General features: G+C 61.6%; 12 protein-coding genes. All 12 read right to left on the bottom strand.

Annotated features, from left to right (window positions below):
* Complete coding sequence (gene galE, locus ACP7BN_RS02260; protein ID WP_426201263.1) at positions 1–1,056, bottom strand: UDP-glucose 4-epimerase GalE; 1,056 nt, start codon at positions 1,054–1,056, stop codon at positions 1–3.
* A gap of 29 nt (positions 1,057–1,085) precedes the next feature.
* The gene (locus ACP7BN_RS02255) at positions 1,086–2,504 is read right to left on the bottom strand and encodes an oligosaccharide flippase family protein (protein WP_426201261.1); all 1,419 of its coding nucleotides are present in this window, start codon (positions 2,502–2,504) and stop codon (positions 1,086–1,088) included.
* Positions 2,505–2,519: 15 nt separating this feature from the next.
* Positions 2,520–3,443, bottom strand: coding sequence for a glycosyltransferase family 2 protein (locus tag ACP7BN_RS02250; protein ID WP_426201259.1), 924 nt, complete (start codon positions 3,441–3,443; stop codon positions 2,520–2,522).
* Positions 3,437–4,732, bottom strand: a complete 1,296-nt coding sequence (locus tag ACP7BN_RS02245) for an O-antigen ligase family protein (protein ID WP_426201257.1) — start codon at positions 4,730–4,732, stop codon at positions 3,437–3,439. The genes ACP7BN_RS02250 and ACP7BN_RS02245 overlap by 7 nt, the downstream gene beginning before the upstream one ends.
* Complete coding sequence (locus ACP7BN_RS02240; RefSeq protein WP_426201255.1) at positions 4,729–5,841, bottom strand: glycosyltransferase; 1,113 nt, start codon at positions 5,839–5,841, stop codon at positions 4,729–4,731. The genes ACP7BN_RS02245 and ACP7BN_RS02240 overlap by 4 nt, the downstream gene beginning before the upstream one ends.
* Complete coding sequence (locus ACP7BN_RS02235; RefSeq protein ID WP_426201254.1) at positions 5,838–6,911, bottom strand: glycosyltransferase; 1,074 nt, start codon at positions 6,909–6,911, stop codon at positions 5,838–5,840. Before ACP7BN_RS02235 ends, ACP7BN_RS02240 begins: the two co-directional genes overlap by 4 nt.
* A 15-nt stretch (positions 6,912–6,926) precedes the next feature.
* Entirely contained in the window at positions 6,927–7,634 is a 708-nt protein-coding gene (locus ACP7BN_RS02230) for a WecB/TagA/CpsF family glycosyltransferase (protein WP_426201252.1), read from the bottom strand.
* Positions 7,631–8,983 (bottom strand): UDP-glucose dehydrogenase family protein, encoded by a 1,353-nt coding sequence (locus ACP7BN_RS02225; protein ID WP_426201250.1) that lies wholly within the window; start codon positions 8,981–8,983, stop codon positions 7,631–7,633. Before ACP7BN_RS02225 ends, ACP7BN_RS02230 begins: the two co-directional genes overlap by 4 nt.
* 29 nt (positions 8,984–9,012) lie before the next feature.
* The gene (locus tag ACP7BN_RS02220; protein WP_426201248.1) at positions 9,013–10,404 is read right to left on the bottom strand and encodes an undecaprenyl-phosphate glucose phosphotransferase; all 1,392 of its coding nucleotides are present in this window, start codon (positions 10,402–10,404) and stop codon (positions 9,013–9,015) included.
* A 168-nt stretch (positions 10,405–10,572) separates the two neighbouring features.
* A complete protein-coding gene (locus ACP7BN_RS02215; protein WP_426201580.1) occupies positions 10,573–12,888 on the bottom strand; it encodes a GumC family protein in 2,316 nt (771 codons plus the stop codon).
* A gap of 2 nt (positions 12,889–12,890) precedes the next feature.
* On the bottom strand, positions 12,891–13,424 hold the full coding sequence (locus ACP7BN_RS02210) for a polysaccharide biosynthesis/export family protein (RefSeq protein WP_426201246.1): 534 nt from the start codon (positions 13,422–13,424) through the stop codon (positions 12,891–12,893).
* 12 nt (positions 13,425–13,436) lie between these two features.
* Complete coding sequence (locus ACP7BN_RS02205) at positions 13,437–14,603, bottom strand: outer membrane beta-barrel protein (RefSeq protein ID WP_426201244.1); 1,167 nt, start codon at positions 14,601–14,603, stop codon at positions 13,437–13,439.
* Positions 14,604–14,628 lie beyond the last annotated feature (25 nt).

Here is a 14,628-nt window from a genome sequence, read left to right as displayed (position 1 = left end):
TTACTTGCCCGCGACTGCCAGCAACGGCGCAATGGGCGCGTGATAGCCGTGGGGATTGTTCGACTGCCAGCGCCAACTGTCAGTCAGCATCTGCCCGAGATTGCGTTGCGCCGACCAGCCCAGTTCGCGCCCGGCCTTGCTCGCATCGGCCCAGCACTGCGCAATATCACCTTCGCGGCGCGCGGCGAAACGGTAGGGAATGCTGATCCCGGTGACGTCTTCGAAACCCCGGATGATCTGCAGCACGCTGTAGCCGATGCCGGTGCCGAGGTTCCAGATGTGAATGCCGTGGTCGCCGTGCAAGCGTTCGAGTGCCTTGAGATGCCCTTCGGCCAGATCGCTGACATGGATGTAATCGCGCACGCAGGTGCCATCGACCGTGGCGTAATCATTGCCATACACGGTTAATTCGCCGGCCCGGCCGATGGCAACTTGGGTCAGGCAGGGCAGCAGATTATTTGGCACACCGTTAGGTGCTTCGCCGATCAGACCACTTTCATGTGCGCCGATCGGGTTGAAGTAGCGCAGCAGGGCGATGTTCCAGCGCGAATCCGAGCGCGCCAGGTCGGTGAGCAATTCTTCGGTCATCAGCTTGGAGCGGCCGTAGGGATTAGCCGGTTTGCCGGTGCCGAGCGCTTCGTCAATCGGCGTGCGCGCTGGCTCGCCGTACACCGTCGCCGAGGAGCTGAACACCAGATTGAACACATGCGCGCGGGCCATCGCCTGGCACAGAAACAGCGTGCCGACCACGTTGTTCGCGTAGTACTCCATCGGTTTGCGCACGCTTTGGGCCACCGCTTTGAGGCCGGCGAAATGCACCACGGCGTCGATGGCGTAGGCGCTGAAAATCTCGTCGAGCAGCAGTGGATCGCGGATGTCGCCTTCAATGAACTCGATCTGCGAGCGGGTCAGTTGTTCCAGGCGCGCGATGGATTCGACGCAGCTGTTGCTCAGGTTATCCAGCACCAGCACGCGATGGCCGGCCTCCACCAGTCTTACTACCGTGTGCGAACCGATGTAGCCGGCACCGCCCGTGATCAGCGTGGTTTTGCGCATGACGAAATGCTCCAGAGAGACAGCGCTGCTCACCGGGTGGTGAACACCGATTTGAATTCATGCGGCCAGCGCGGATGCAGCACGCTGTAGGCGAGGGTGTAGGTCAGCGCGCCGGCGAGGATGTTGGCGCCCAGATGCAGGTAGCCCGAGAGGTCGGATTGATGCGAGACCCAGACGACTACAGCGGCCATCACCAGCGTCGCGAGGACGCTGCGGTAAGCCGAGTCGAAGAAGCTGCGCCAGCGGTAACCGATGGCGGTGTTCAGCCCGCGAATCTGCAACGGCGTGATCGCCAGCATGCGCATCAGCAACGCGACGGCTGCGGCCATGCCGCCGTAAACCGGCCCCAGCGCATACACCAGCGCCAAGGCAAGAAAGGTGGTGGCGACTTCGGCCTTGAGCGTCAGATAGGTGCGATTGACTGCCACCAGCGCGGTGGTCGCGTACAGCGCCAGATTGCCCAGCGCGGCGGTGACGGCCAGCACTTGCAGCAGCACAATCGCGTCGGCCCATTTGTCGCCGAAGATCAACAGAATGATGTCTTCGGCAGTCAGTGCGATGCCGACGAACAACGGAGTCAGCAGAAAGCCACTGATGGCGGTCGAGTCGCCGATCAGACCGATCAGCCGCGACGGCTCAGCACTGCGCCGGGCAAACGCTGGCAACGCGTAACTCATCAAACCGTTGTAAATCGCCGAACGCGGCAGATCGATGATGCGCATCGCCAGGTTGAACATACCCACTGCATGCGCGCCGGCGGTCATGCCGAGCACGATGTTGACCCCGCGTTGCAGGGTTTGCGAACTCATCACATTGATCGCCACCGGCGTGCCGCTGCGCAGCAAGTCGCGCAACACCGCACCATCGATGACGAATGGAATGCGCCGCCGATCACCGCGCATCAACACTACCAGCGCCAGCAGATCCATGATCAGCGCCTGGGCAATCACCGCCCACGCGCCGAAGCCCAGCAGCGCGACGACGATCCCGGCGCTGCCGCCGGCAACCTTGCCCAGCAGCGTGCGCGAGGCCAGCAACTTGAAATTGCCGGTGCGGCGCATTTGCGCGACATAGACCCGCGCCATCATGGTGAAGAGGATTTTCACCGAGGCGATGGCCGTCATCCATTGCAGCACTGGCGACGAGGTATACAGGAATGCGCCGAGCGAAATCACCACGATCGAAACAAGGCTGATCAGCACCGAAAACCAGAACGCGGTGCTGATGTGCTTGTCTTCCAGACGCTCAAGCCTGACCAGCGGATCTTCCAGCACTGACGAATACAGAATGCCCACCACTTCGACGATCGCGATGATCACCGTGCCGATCCCCAACTCGGTCGGCGTGAGCAAACGTGCGTAGACGACGAAGGTGATCATCGACAGGAAAATCAGGCCGAATTTCTCGGTGAAGATCCAGATCAATGTCGTCAGGCGATGGTTGGCCATGGCAGCACCCGCGCTTCAGGAGGTCTTGCGCAAGGTCTTCGCCACGGCGTAGACGTAGCGCAGAGTCGGTTTGCCACGGGAGAAAAACAGCGTCTGCCACGAGTGCCCGAGCATGTTGCGAAAGACCTTGATCACCTGCGCGTGCTCGCCGCGCCGGGAGAATGCCGCGAGAAATTCGGCATGGTTGGCCAGCACGAAATGGATACGTTGCTGCTTGCTCAGTGTCGCGCCGTAGCGGGCCAGAAACAGCTCGATGAAGCGCATTTTGTGCGGGTAGTACTTGATCGGTTGCGCGGTGATGTTGCCGGCGTTGACCCCGCGCCGATGCAGTATTTCCGGCACCGTGTGGATTTCCCAGCGCTCGGCAATGCGTGTCCACAGCAAACGGTCTTCGGCAAAACGCAGGGTCTGATCGAAGCCGTTCAACGCCATCAGCACTTCGCGCCGCACCAGCACGCCGGAGGTGCCGTTGATCACGTTCTCGCGCATGAAATCGGCAAAGTGCTGGCCGCTTTTGCGCCGGTCTTCGAGCTGCCGGCGGCCGTCGCTGAATTCGCTCATCTGGTAGCAATCGATCAGCCCGACATCATGGCCGTCCGCAGTCAGCTGCTCGTAGAGCGCCAGTTGCTTTTCCAGCTTTTGCGGGTGCCATTGATCATCGGCATCGAGGAACGCAATGAAGGTTTCGCTGGCGTTGAAAATCCCTTGATTGCGCGCGCTGGCCGGGCCTTGGTTGGCCTGTTGCAGGAGCAGCACCGGGAACGGCGCCACAAAGTCCCGGACAATTTGCGGGCCTTGGTCTGTGGAGCCGTCGTCGATCACGATCACCTTGTCCGGACGCCGGTTTTGTTCGGTCAGCGAATCGAGCGTCTGGCCAATACTCGCGGCGCCGTTGTACAGCGGAATCACCACGCAGACCGTTGGCTTGTCATTCAACATGCTTTGTACTCCTTGGCCATGATGGCGCGCCGACGCGGCAGTGGCGCAGGGCGTTTGATGGCGTGATGACGGAACGACAGGGCCAGAACGCAGAACACCAGGAACTCGCCCGAGCGATAGTTGGGGATCACGTAGGCCACGTAATTGGTCACCACGAACAGGCCGATGATCACCAGCGCGCAGGCGTGATAGCGCGCCGATTGATCGGCGGTGATCGCGCGGTATTGCTTGGTCAGCGCTTCAGTGAACAACAGGATCAGCGCGATCAACTGGATCAGTCCGCCATTGAGCAGGGTTTCGACGTAGCCGCTGTGCGCGTTGCCGATGTAGCCCCAGCGGGTGATGAAGCCGTCGGCGTCGGGGCTGGTCCAGAACGCGCCGAAGCCGTAACCCTTGAGGAAACGCTCGTCGATCAGCGGCCCGAGCAGTTCCCAGATCAGCGTGCGGTCGGTGAGTGACGGGTCACGCCCGAGCCATTCCAGCAGCAGCGTGTAGTTGCCGTAGAGAAACAGGCAGATCAGCAAGTACACCACGGTGGCGACAAAAAACGCCGACAGCGAACGGTTGATGCGCAAGCGGATCAGCGTGAGGAAATACCAGTAGCTGGCGGTGCCTGTGACGATCAGCGCGATGCCGGTGGCCGACTGCGCGAGGCCGATGGCGATCAGCGAAAACAGCGCGTAAAGGATGGCTAACGGGTTGCGCTGGCGGATCATCGGCAGCAGCAACAGGATGCCGATTGCATTCAGCCGTGCGCCGGCGTTCTTCTCGGCAAAAATGCCCTTGAACGCGCCGTCGCGGATGCCGCCGGAAATAAACGCGATGTCGGGTCGGATCACGGCGAAGATCAACCCCACCAGCGCAGCGGCGCCGATCACGCAGCCGAGCACGAAAGCGATTTTTTCCAGGCTGTAGTGGTAAGCAATGAACCCGGCGAAGAACACCACGCTGAGCAGCGCGACAAAGCGTTTGAGGCTGAGCATCGGGTCGCCGGACCAACTGATGGACGCCGCGATGCACAGCAGGAACACCAACAGAAAGGTGTTTTGCCGGTAGAAGCTTTTGCTCAGGAACACCTTGTTGCGGATGAAGAAGAACAGCGGCACCAGCAATGTAATCAAGCCGCAGACCTGATTGACGACGTTGCCTTCGAGGTCTTTTTGCGCGTCATCCAGACTGGCCGCATTGCCCAGCCCGAGAAAGAAGCCGATCACTTGCAGATAAAACAGCACGCCGAACAGGGTGAAGGCGTCGCGCAGGCTGCTGTAGCGGATTTGCAGGCTGTTCATGGCGCTGGACTCCCGAGCAACGCTGCGAGATAGGTGTGCACCGCGCGACCACTGACAAAACGCGCCGCAGCGTCGAGACGCCGCTGGCGGTGCAGGTCTCTGGGCAAGGCCAGTTCGAGGGCAATGGCTTGCGCCAGCGCGGCGGGATTTTCTACTTCCACCAGTGGCGCAACCGCGCCGTCAGCGAGGATTTCTTGCGGGCCGTACGGACAGCGGGTCGAGATGACGGGCGTGCCGGTCGAAAGTGCTTCGACCAGCGCATTCGGGCTGCCCTCGAAACGCGACGACAGCACGAAGCAATCCGCCGCGCTGATCTGCGCCAACGGATCGGCGGCGTATCCCGGCAAATCGATACGTTCGGCAATGCCCAGGCTGGCAGCTTGTTCGAGTAATTCAGCCCTGAGCGTGCCTTCGCCGAAAATGATCAGCCGCGCACGGCGATCCGGCAGTTGGGCGAAGGCTTCGAGCAAAACATCAAAACCTTTCTGCCGCGCCAGCCTCCCGACGGCGACGATAACCGGTGTGGTTTTCTCCAGCAGCCATGGGTGGGTTGGGAGCCTTGGTGGCTTGTCGCGAAAGTCGTTGTCGAGCACCGGGTTGTCGGCGATAGTCACGTCCCGCGCGCGGGCCAGCGTGGTGTCGACCAGATCTTCGGCGACCCCGCGCGAGACGCAGATCACCGGGTTCGGAATCATTCGGTACAGCAGCGGCGCCAGCCAGTAAGCGAGGCGCACCGCTAACGCCGGGTTGACGTGTTTGTCGCGGGAAAACGCATTGCGCTCGCTGACGTGCAGCCGCGCCAGAGTGCCTGACAGCGTGGCGGCGGCGATGGCGATCACGTTGACGTGGGTGAGGGCGGCCAGTTGCGCGTCGAAGCGATTGTTGCGCAGAAAACGCGTGAGTGCCGGCACTGCGGCAGCGCTGCGCGGACTTTGCAGTTCGACCTGTTTGACCCGAGGATCGAGCGCCGCGACATTGATGCCGCCACCGGTGAGCATCAGCAAAGTCACGTCGTTGCCGGCCTCGACCAAGGCCCCGGCGAGGCGCGCCATCATTTTCTCGGCACCACCCGCGCTGAGATCTTGAAGGATGATCAGCAGTTTTTTCATTGATCCCACACCTGATAGTAGGCCTGCGCCGCATGCTGACTGGTGTAAGGCAACACCGCTTCGGCGGTCGCCAGCGCGGCGTTGACGCTGTCGGTATTCAGGCTGCGCAGCATGGCTTTGGCCAGCGCCGGCACATCGTTGACCGGCACCAGTTGGCCGAGTCGGCCGTGGTCGAGCAGTTCACGCGGGCCGCTGCCGCAATCGGTGGAAATCACCGGGGTGCCGAGGGCCAGCGCTTCGATCAGCACGGTGGGCAAGCCTTCGTGAAAGGAACTGAGCACCAGCAGTTGTGCGTGGCGGATCAACGGGTAGGGATTGCGCAGGTGTCCGGTGAAATGCACCCGGCGTGCGATGCCCAGCGCAATCGCCTGGGCTTCGAGTGTCGAGCGTTGCGGGCCGTCGCCTGCAAGCACCAGATAGGGCACGTCGGCCTTTTTTGCGGCCATCGCGTAGGCCTCCAGCAGTAAGTGAAAGCCCTTGGTTTCCACCAGACGACCGATGCCCAGCCAGAATCGCGCCGGCAGATCAGCCGGCAACGCTGCTTGTCCGGCACTGAGCAAATGCTCGCTGACCACCGCGTTCGGGCAGTAACGAACCCGCGGCCGGCCCCACGGCATCAAACCGGCCAGCGCCTGACGCAAACCCAGCGACACCGCCACGACTTTGCCGCTGCCGCACAGGTACAAGGCGTACAGCAGGCGCAGGCTGGCGACACCGGTTTTCTGTTCGGCGCAATCCAGTGCGGCGTGGCGGGTGTAGATCACCTGACACGGCGTGCCGAGGGTGGCGATCCAGCTACAGAGGTTGGCCTGTTCCTTGGCGCTGATCACATGGGTCACGCCTTCGTGCAGGATCGTCCGGCGCAGTAACCGCACCGATCTGAGCAAGCCGCGCAAACCATTGCCGCCGCCAGTGATGGTCGGCACATTCTCCAGTTCCGGTTGTTCGCCGTTCATGACGAAGAAGCTCACGTGCTGGCCGTCCAGCAGGAACTGACGGGCCAGCCGCTGCTGCACGCACTCGACACCGCCGCCGGGCTTGAAGTCTTTCAGAGTGAACAGGATGTGCATGGGAATCCCCGGCGCTCACGGCGCTGTGATGTCGATGGCGACCTTGTGCCGAACAATCATTTCGGCCAGTTGCAGGAAGTTGCGCGGGTAGTCGAGCAGGTAGCGCTTGATGGTGTGCGGCTCGCGGTACATGCGGTAGAACGCGCGCAGGTGCAGGCGATCAATGACTTCGGGGTAGTAGTGCTCGCTGGCGCTGGCCTCCTGACGGATGAAGCCGCCACAGGTGAAGGCCACGCCGTCGAAACCGGCGTTCAGCGCATCAATCACGAAGCGTTCCTGCAAACCGGCGCCAAGTCCCACCAGCAGCAAATTGGCCTGGCTGTGGCGGATGTCAGCCTGAATCCGCGCCGCTTGCGCCGGGTTGAAATAACCATTGTGCGTGCCGGCAATGATCAGCTGCGGATAACGCCCGCGCAGCTTGCCGATGAACGCGTCCAGTTCGGCTTGTCGGGCGCCGACGATGTACACCCGCAACTGCTGTTGTTCGGCGTCGCGCAGCACCGGATCGGCAATCGAGGTGAAATCGAAACTGACCCGTTGCACCGGTTGCCCGCTGACTCTGGCCATGAAACCCGACATCAGCATGCCGTCGCAAAAGTAGGCGAGGGCGGCGGGCGGCTGGCGCATGAAGCTGCCGACCGAGGCGAAGTTGATAAAGGAAAACGCCCGGTTGCAGCTCAGCAGGCTCGGTGAATAGTGGCCGACCACTTCGAGGCGGATCATGACGCGTCACTCGCTGCGGCGGGTGTCGGGCGGCCGACTGAAACGTAGGTGAAGCCGCGGCTGCTCAGGCGTTGCGGTTCGAACAGGTTGCGGCCGTCGAAGATCAATGGCTGTTTGAGCTGGCGTTTGAGCAGGTCGAAGTCCGGCGCGCGGAATAAGGCCCACTCGGTAACGATGATCAACGCATCGGCGTTTTTCAGTGCCGCTTCCTTGGTGCCGGCCAAGGTCAGATCATCGCGGGCGCCGTAGTGCCGTTGGGTCTCTTCCATGGCTTTCGGGTCGTAGGCCTGCACATTGGCGCCAGCGCGCCACAGCCCTTCCATCAGCACCCGGCTTGGGGCTTCACGAATGTCATCGGTATTCGGCTTGAAGCTCAGGCCCCACAGCGCAAAGGTCTTGCCTTGCAGCGCGCCGTTGAAGTGCTCGGAGATTTTGCGAAACAGCGTGGTTTTCTGTTCGTGGTTGCGCGATTCCACTGCTTTGAGCAGCCGTGCGTCGAAGTCCACCGTCTCAGCCGTGTGGATCAGCGCCTGCACATCCTTGGGAAAACACGAGCCGCCGTAGCCGATGCCCGGATAGATGAACTGGTAACCGATGCGCGGATCGGAGCCGATGCCGTGGCGCACTTTTTCGATGTCTGCGCCGAGTTTTTCCGCGAGGTTGGCCATCTCGTTCATGAAGCTGATCTTGGTCGCCAGCATGCAGTTGGCGGCGTACTTGGTCAGCTCGGCGCTGCGCACGTCCATGACAATGACTTTGTCGCGGTTGCGGTTGAACGGTTCGTACAACTCGCGCATGACTTCTTCGGCGCGCGGGCTGTCGGTGCCGATGATGATCCGGTCCGGGCGCAGGCAATCTTCGACCGCGCAGCCTTCCTTGAGAAACTCGGGATTGGACACCACGTCGAAGGTCAGGTCGCTGCGCTGAGTGTCGGCGAGTGTCTGGGCAATGCACTCGCGCACAAGGTCCGCCGTGCCCACCGGCACCGTCGATTTGTCGACGATGGTCGCGTGCCGCTGCAAATGCTCGCCGATGGTTTGCGCCACGCTGAGCACGTGTTTGAGATCGGCCGAACCGTCCTCGTCCGGCGGAGTGCCAACAGCGATCAACTGCACATCACCATGGCGCACCGCTGCGGCCAGATCGGTGCCAAAGCGCAGCCGACCGCTTTGATGGTTTTCGCGCACCAGCGCCTTCAGGCCCGGCTCGTAGATCGGCAGCGTGCCGTCTTCCAGCGCTTGCACCTTGGCGGCGTCTACGTCCACGCACAGCACGTCGTGGCCAACTTGCGCCAACGCAGCGCCCTGCACCAGGCCCACATAGCCTATGCCGAATACACTCACATTCATGGGTAAACCTCGGATGGGGTGAAGCGGGGTCAGTAGATGTCTTTGGAAAACAGGGTGAAGGGCGTCTTGCAGAGGATTTTGATGTCGAGCCACAGCGACCATTGGTTGATGTAGTTGAGGTCTTGGGCGACCCGCAGCTGCATCTTTTCCAGGGTTTCGGTTTCGCCACGATGGCCGGTGATTTGCGCCAGCCCGGTGATCCCCGGTTTCAGCCGATGGCGGGCCATGTAGGCGCGGACTTTGCCGGTGTAGTAGATGTTGTGGGTAACCGCGTGCGGGCGCGGACCCACCAGCGCCATGTGGCCGAACAGTACGTTGAACAGTTGCGGCAGTTCATCGATCGAACTGCGCCGCAAGAAGCGCCCGAGCGGGGTGATGCGATCGTCCTCACGGGTGGCCTGGCGCACCTGCTGATCGTCATGCACGCGCATCGAGCGAAACTTCCAGACCTTGATCACTTGCCCGTCGCAGCCGTGGCGGTTCTGCTTGAACAGCACCGGACCCGGCGACGTGAGCTTGACCGCAAGCGCCACGCCGAGCAGCAGCGGGCTGAGCAGAATCAGCGCGACTGCTGCCAGGCTGCGCTCGAACAAGTCCTTGCAGAACAGGCTGCCGGGGTGCGAGGTGATCAGGCTTTCGTTGAGGTAGATCGCCGGCATCCGTTCGATCTCCGAGATCGAATGGTTAAGCAAGACCATGCTGCCGAAATCCGGAATCCACACCACGTCGACGTTCATGTCGAGCAAGTCGATGTACAGCGCTTCGATGGTCGCGGCATCGGCCATCGGCAGCACGATGTACACCCGCCGCGCTTCAAGACGGCCGATGATTTCGCGGATATCGTCGACGTGCCCGAGCAGCGGCAGAATGCTTGGCGCCGGGCGCGCCGGATGGGTGGCGGCAACGAATCCGAGCAGCAGGGTGCGATCCGGATTGATGAGTTTTTTCGCCAGTTCATGGGCGGTCGGACAGGTGCCGATGATCACTGCGCGACGCTCGTTGCTGATCATTTTCGAGTACAGGCGCGCGATGAAATGCAGCGGCAGGAAACTGCAGGCCTGGACGAGGAACCCGGCCAGCGCCCAGACGATCATTACTTGCCGCGAAAACAGCGCACTGGTCTGCGTGACGAAGGCGATGGCGCTGAGTACCGCCAGCAGAATCAGCCAACCGGCGAGCAAGCGGCCGAGTCCGATCAACAGCCCGTGGCGCTTGTGATAGACCTGCATCAGGCTGTAGGTCGGCACTGAGCCGAGGATGGTCAGGATCATCAGCATTCGGTATTCGCTGGGCAAATAGCCGATCCGCCAATGCACGAGCACGATCAGCAACAGATTGACCAGGGTCATTGCGGCCAGCCACTGGCCCCAGAAAGTCAGGCCCCGGCGATGGGCCATTTGCGCGGTGTATTGCGGCGTCATGACTTGATCTCACAAAAGAGGAACGACCGGGAACCTGTGGCGAGGGAGCTTGCTCCCGCTGGGCTGCGTAGCTGCCCCAAAATCCTGTGAGCGCTGCGCACTCAAGCGGGAGCAAGCTCCCTCGCCACAGGGGGAGTTGTTGGCTGGCTCGGTTGCGGTGAGCAGGGTTTAGCGCGGGGCGAAGTCGTAGTCGTAGAACGAGCGCGAATGGCTGTGGCCGTACTTTCGCGCCTTGCGCAGGTCGACTTGGTTGAGCACCACGCCGAACACCGTGCCCTGACTTTGCTGGAGCATCGCCAGGCTTTTTTGCACCTGGCTGACTGGCGTGCTCTCGGCCTTGACCACGTAGATCACCGCGTCCGAATGCCGGGCCAGCAACAGCGCGTCGCTGACCATTTCGGCGGGTGGCGAGTCGATGATGATGTGTTGGTAGCGGCCCTTGAGCGCCTGCAACATGCGCCCCAGCCGTGGCGAGCTGAGCAGGTCCTGCGCCGGTGGCCGGTGCGCAGCGCTGAGCGGATCACGTGCCGAAGGCAGGCGCGGCGCATCAAACGGATCGAATGGCTCGAGGGACAGACTGCCGGCCGGCAGCATGTCCAGATTGCCTACGGTGCGGATGCAATCCTCAAGTTTGGCGGTGCCGGCGATCACATTGGCCAGACCCGGATTCTCCGGCGGGAAGTCGAAGTTCAATGACAGCGTGGGCTGGCGCATATCGGCGTCGATCAGCAGCACGCGCTCCAGCGACGTCAGTGAGCAGGCGAGGTTGTTGGCGATGGTGCTTTTGCCTTCGCCGGCCACGGAGGAGGTGACCAGCACCACTTGCGACGGCGTTTCGCTGCTCTGCAACATCAGCCAGGTGCGCAGGTTGCGGATGGTTTCGCAGAAGCGCGGATGGTCGTTGTCCTCGAACAGTCGCGCCAGTTGCCGACGGCTTTTCTTCATCACTAATGGCACCACGCTGAGCAGCGGCACGCCGAGGGTAGACTCGATGGTTTCATCACTTTTGAAGGTGTTACTCAGGGTCTCGAGCAAGAACGCCAGCGCCACGCCGAGCACCGCAGCGGCCAGCGCGACGATGGCGACGATCAGGCTTTTGCGTGGTTTGCTGGCTTCGGTCGGCACAATCGCCGGATCGACGATGCGCGCCTTGGCTGAATCCATGTCAGAGGTGGCGGCGGTTTCTTTCAAGCGGGTGACGAAGGTTTCGTACAGCGCGCGGGTGCTATCAACCTCGCGCTGAAACTCGCGCAGCTGGAATTCCTTGCGCGAAATGTCCTGGATCTGCGCCTTGTTGGTGTTGAACGACTGACGCAGGGCGTTTTCGCTGGCGACCGAGAGCTGGTATTGACGCTCGATACCGGCGACCACTTGCTGGACTTGCAGACGCAGGCTGTTGGCGGCGGTGCGCAGTTCGGTCTTGGCCGAGACCAGCGCCGGATGTTTTGGCCCATAACGACTGGACAGCTCTTCGACCTTGGCTTGCGACTTGGCCAGATCGGCCTGGAACTGCTGAATCAGCGGGTTGCTCAACACTGCGGGGACGCTGGAGAGGCGGCTGATATCACCGTTGCTCAGCGCTTGCGCCTGACGGAACTGGCTCTCGGCCTCGGCGCGATTACGCCGCGCATCGATCATGCGGTTGCCGGTCATTTGCAGCTCGTTGGCGCTGATAGTGGCGACGCCATCGACATCCACCAGACCTTGCTCTTCGCGATAACCCTGCAGCTTGTTTTCCGCATTGCGCAGGTTATTGCGCAGTTCCACCAGGCGGGTGTTCATCCAGCTGGTGTTGTTTTGTGAGGACTTGAGGCTGGTGTCTTGCTGGCTGTCGATAAAGCTCTGGGCCAGCGCATTGGCCACTGCCGCCGCGAGCGCAGGGTCAGGCAGTTCGACTTCGATTTCGATCAATTGGCTCTTGCCGACAAACTTGACGCTGGTGTGCAGCATCAGGTTCTGCGTGACGGCGTTGAACACGTCTGCTTCGGTTGGCGCAGGCTTCGCGGCGGGCAGAAGATCCATCCATGGCAGCCATTGATCGCGATTGAGCTCGGCCAGCCATTGGCGCGGTGTGAACCATGATGTCGGCCGCTGGCGCGGGTCGGTGATCGGGTGGGTGGTGAGGTTGAGTTTTTTCACCGCGCGCTCGGCCAGCTCGCGCGATTGCAGCAGGGCCAGTTGCGTCTGCAAGTAGTCGGTGGTGGTTGAGCCGCCCGAGTCGTTGGTCTGCTGAAAGCTCATCACCGGTGGGGTTTTGTCTTTGATCAGCAATGTGGTGCTGCCGACGTATTGCGGGGTGATGAACGACAACGCCGCCACCGCCAGTGCGCAACTGAGCGCCACCAGCAGCGCGATGTTCCACTTCGCCGCCCAGACCACGCGCCACAACTGCAGCAGGTCGAGGGTGTCCGATTCTTCGGCATGCTGCTGATGCACATGCGTCTGGAGCGGGCGTTCGGTGTAGGTGCTAGGGCTGTTATCGATCATCAGAAAAACCCCTGTGCGATAGAAATCGTGTCACCGGGACTGATGACGGTGGTGCGGCTGATGTCGTCGATCACCGGTGGGCCACCGGCGCCGCGCAGGATCGTCACGCGTTTCATAGAGGCGCGCTCGGTCAGACCGCCGCCCAGCGCAATGGCTTTTTCCAGTGTGAGGCCGGGCTGGAACGGGTAGCTTCCGGGCTTTTGCACTTCGCCATTGATGTAGAACGGGCGGTATTCGATCTGGCTCAGGCTGACTTTCGGGTCGACCAGATAGCCTTGCTTGAGGCCGTCGACGATCTTGCGTTCGACCTGATTCGGGGTGAGTCCGGCGGCGGTGACTTCGCCGAGGAACGGGTAGGAGAAGGTGCCGGCGTCGTTAAGGCGCACCTTCTTGATGCTCAGTTCCGGCTCGCCAAATACGGTGATGCGCAACACATCGCCGGCGGCCAGTTTGTAGTCGGGGGCGGGCTCAGCCGCATGGGCCGCCGGGATCAGCAGTACCAGCAACAGCAAATAAACAATGCGCGATTTCATGGGGCTGGCCTCTCAGAGACTGACGTCGAAACTGATCTGGAACACGTTGCGGGTGAAACTCTCGTTGTCGGCATCGGCATCGGAGTCGTTGTCGCGGTAGCGATAGCCGAGCTCGAGATCCAGCCAGCGGCGCATCTTGTAGATCACCGCGAGGTTGTAATCCTGCAGGTTGTCGGTGCGGTCCTGGCCTTCGTACTCGTAGCGACCCATGCCGGCCTGGGCGACGGTGATGACCCGTTCCGTCCAGCCGTGGCGCCAACCGACCTGGGTGAAGGTCGACTTGACCGCGTCGGCACCGTCGTCGCCCTCGGCCAAAGCCTGGCGGGCGAGAAAAGTGAAGGTCGAATAGGTGCGCGGTTTGAATTGCAGATCGACTTGCCAGGTGGGGTTGCTCAGGTCGTCGGAGGCGTTGTCATCGAAGTTCTTGCGTTCATAACCGAGCTTGAGCTTGCCGGTGGTGCGCGCGGTCATGTCCCATTCCGCGCCGGCGAGCAAGGCGTCCGACTTGCTGCTGCGCACGCTGTCAGATTGCAGGTAGTCAAAGCGCGTATGGTCGTATTCGAGCAGGCTGCGGGTCTTGCTGCCGAGGCGGTGATACCAGGTGGTGTTGAAACCGCTGGTATTGCGCTCCTTGTCATCGTTGATGCCATCGGCGTTGTCGTAACGCAGTTGCGCATAGTTGGCGCCGAAGTCGAGCTGATTGGCCGCGGTCTTGGCGCCGTAGGTGTACACGCCGTTGACCCGGGTATTTTCGATCTTGTCGTTGATGCCATCGACCGCGGTGGAGGTGGTGCGCTCGTATTTGCGCGCCTCGGCTTCGAGTTTCAGCCGATGACTGTCGGTGAATTCCATGATGCTCTCGGCACGCAGGCGCTGGGCGGTGTTGGAGGCGTCGGAATCCGAGTGATAGATGTAGCGCGTCGGTTGCCAGATCACCCGCGTGGCGCTGTTGCGATCTTCGGCCTTGAGTTCGAACGAAGGCGCGAGGCGGGTGATCATGGTCGACTCGACATCGTGTTCAAGTTCGCGAAAGTTATCGTCGTAGCTTTCCGACATGGAGAAGGTTGGAATGAAGTCGAAGCCATACACATTGATGGCTTGCGGATCCAGACTCCAAGCCGCCTCGGGGTAAGCAAAAGCCAAAAGCAAGGCGACAGGGCAGCGTGACTTCAGGGCCATGAGCCGTGCTCCTGGAGAAGTTTTT

The sequence above is a fragment of the Pseudomonas sp. TWP3-1 genome, assembly GCF_049896625.1.
Classification (GTDB): Bacteria; Pseudomonadota; Gammaproteobacteria; order Pseudomonadales; family Pseudomonadaceae; genus Aquipseudomonas.
This window is presented reverse-complemented; position numbering and strand designations above follow the sequence as displayed.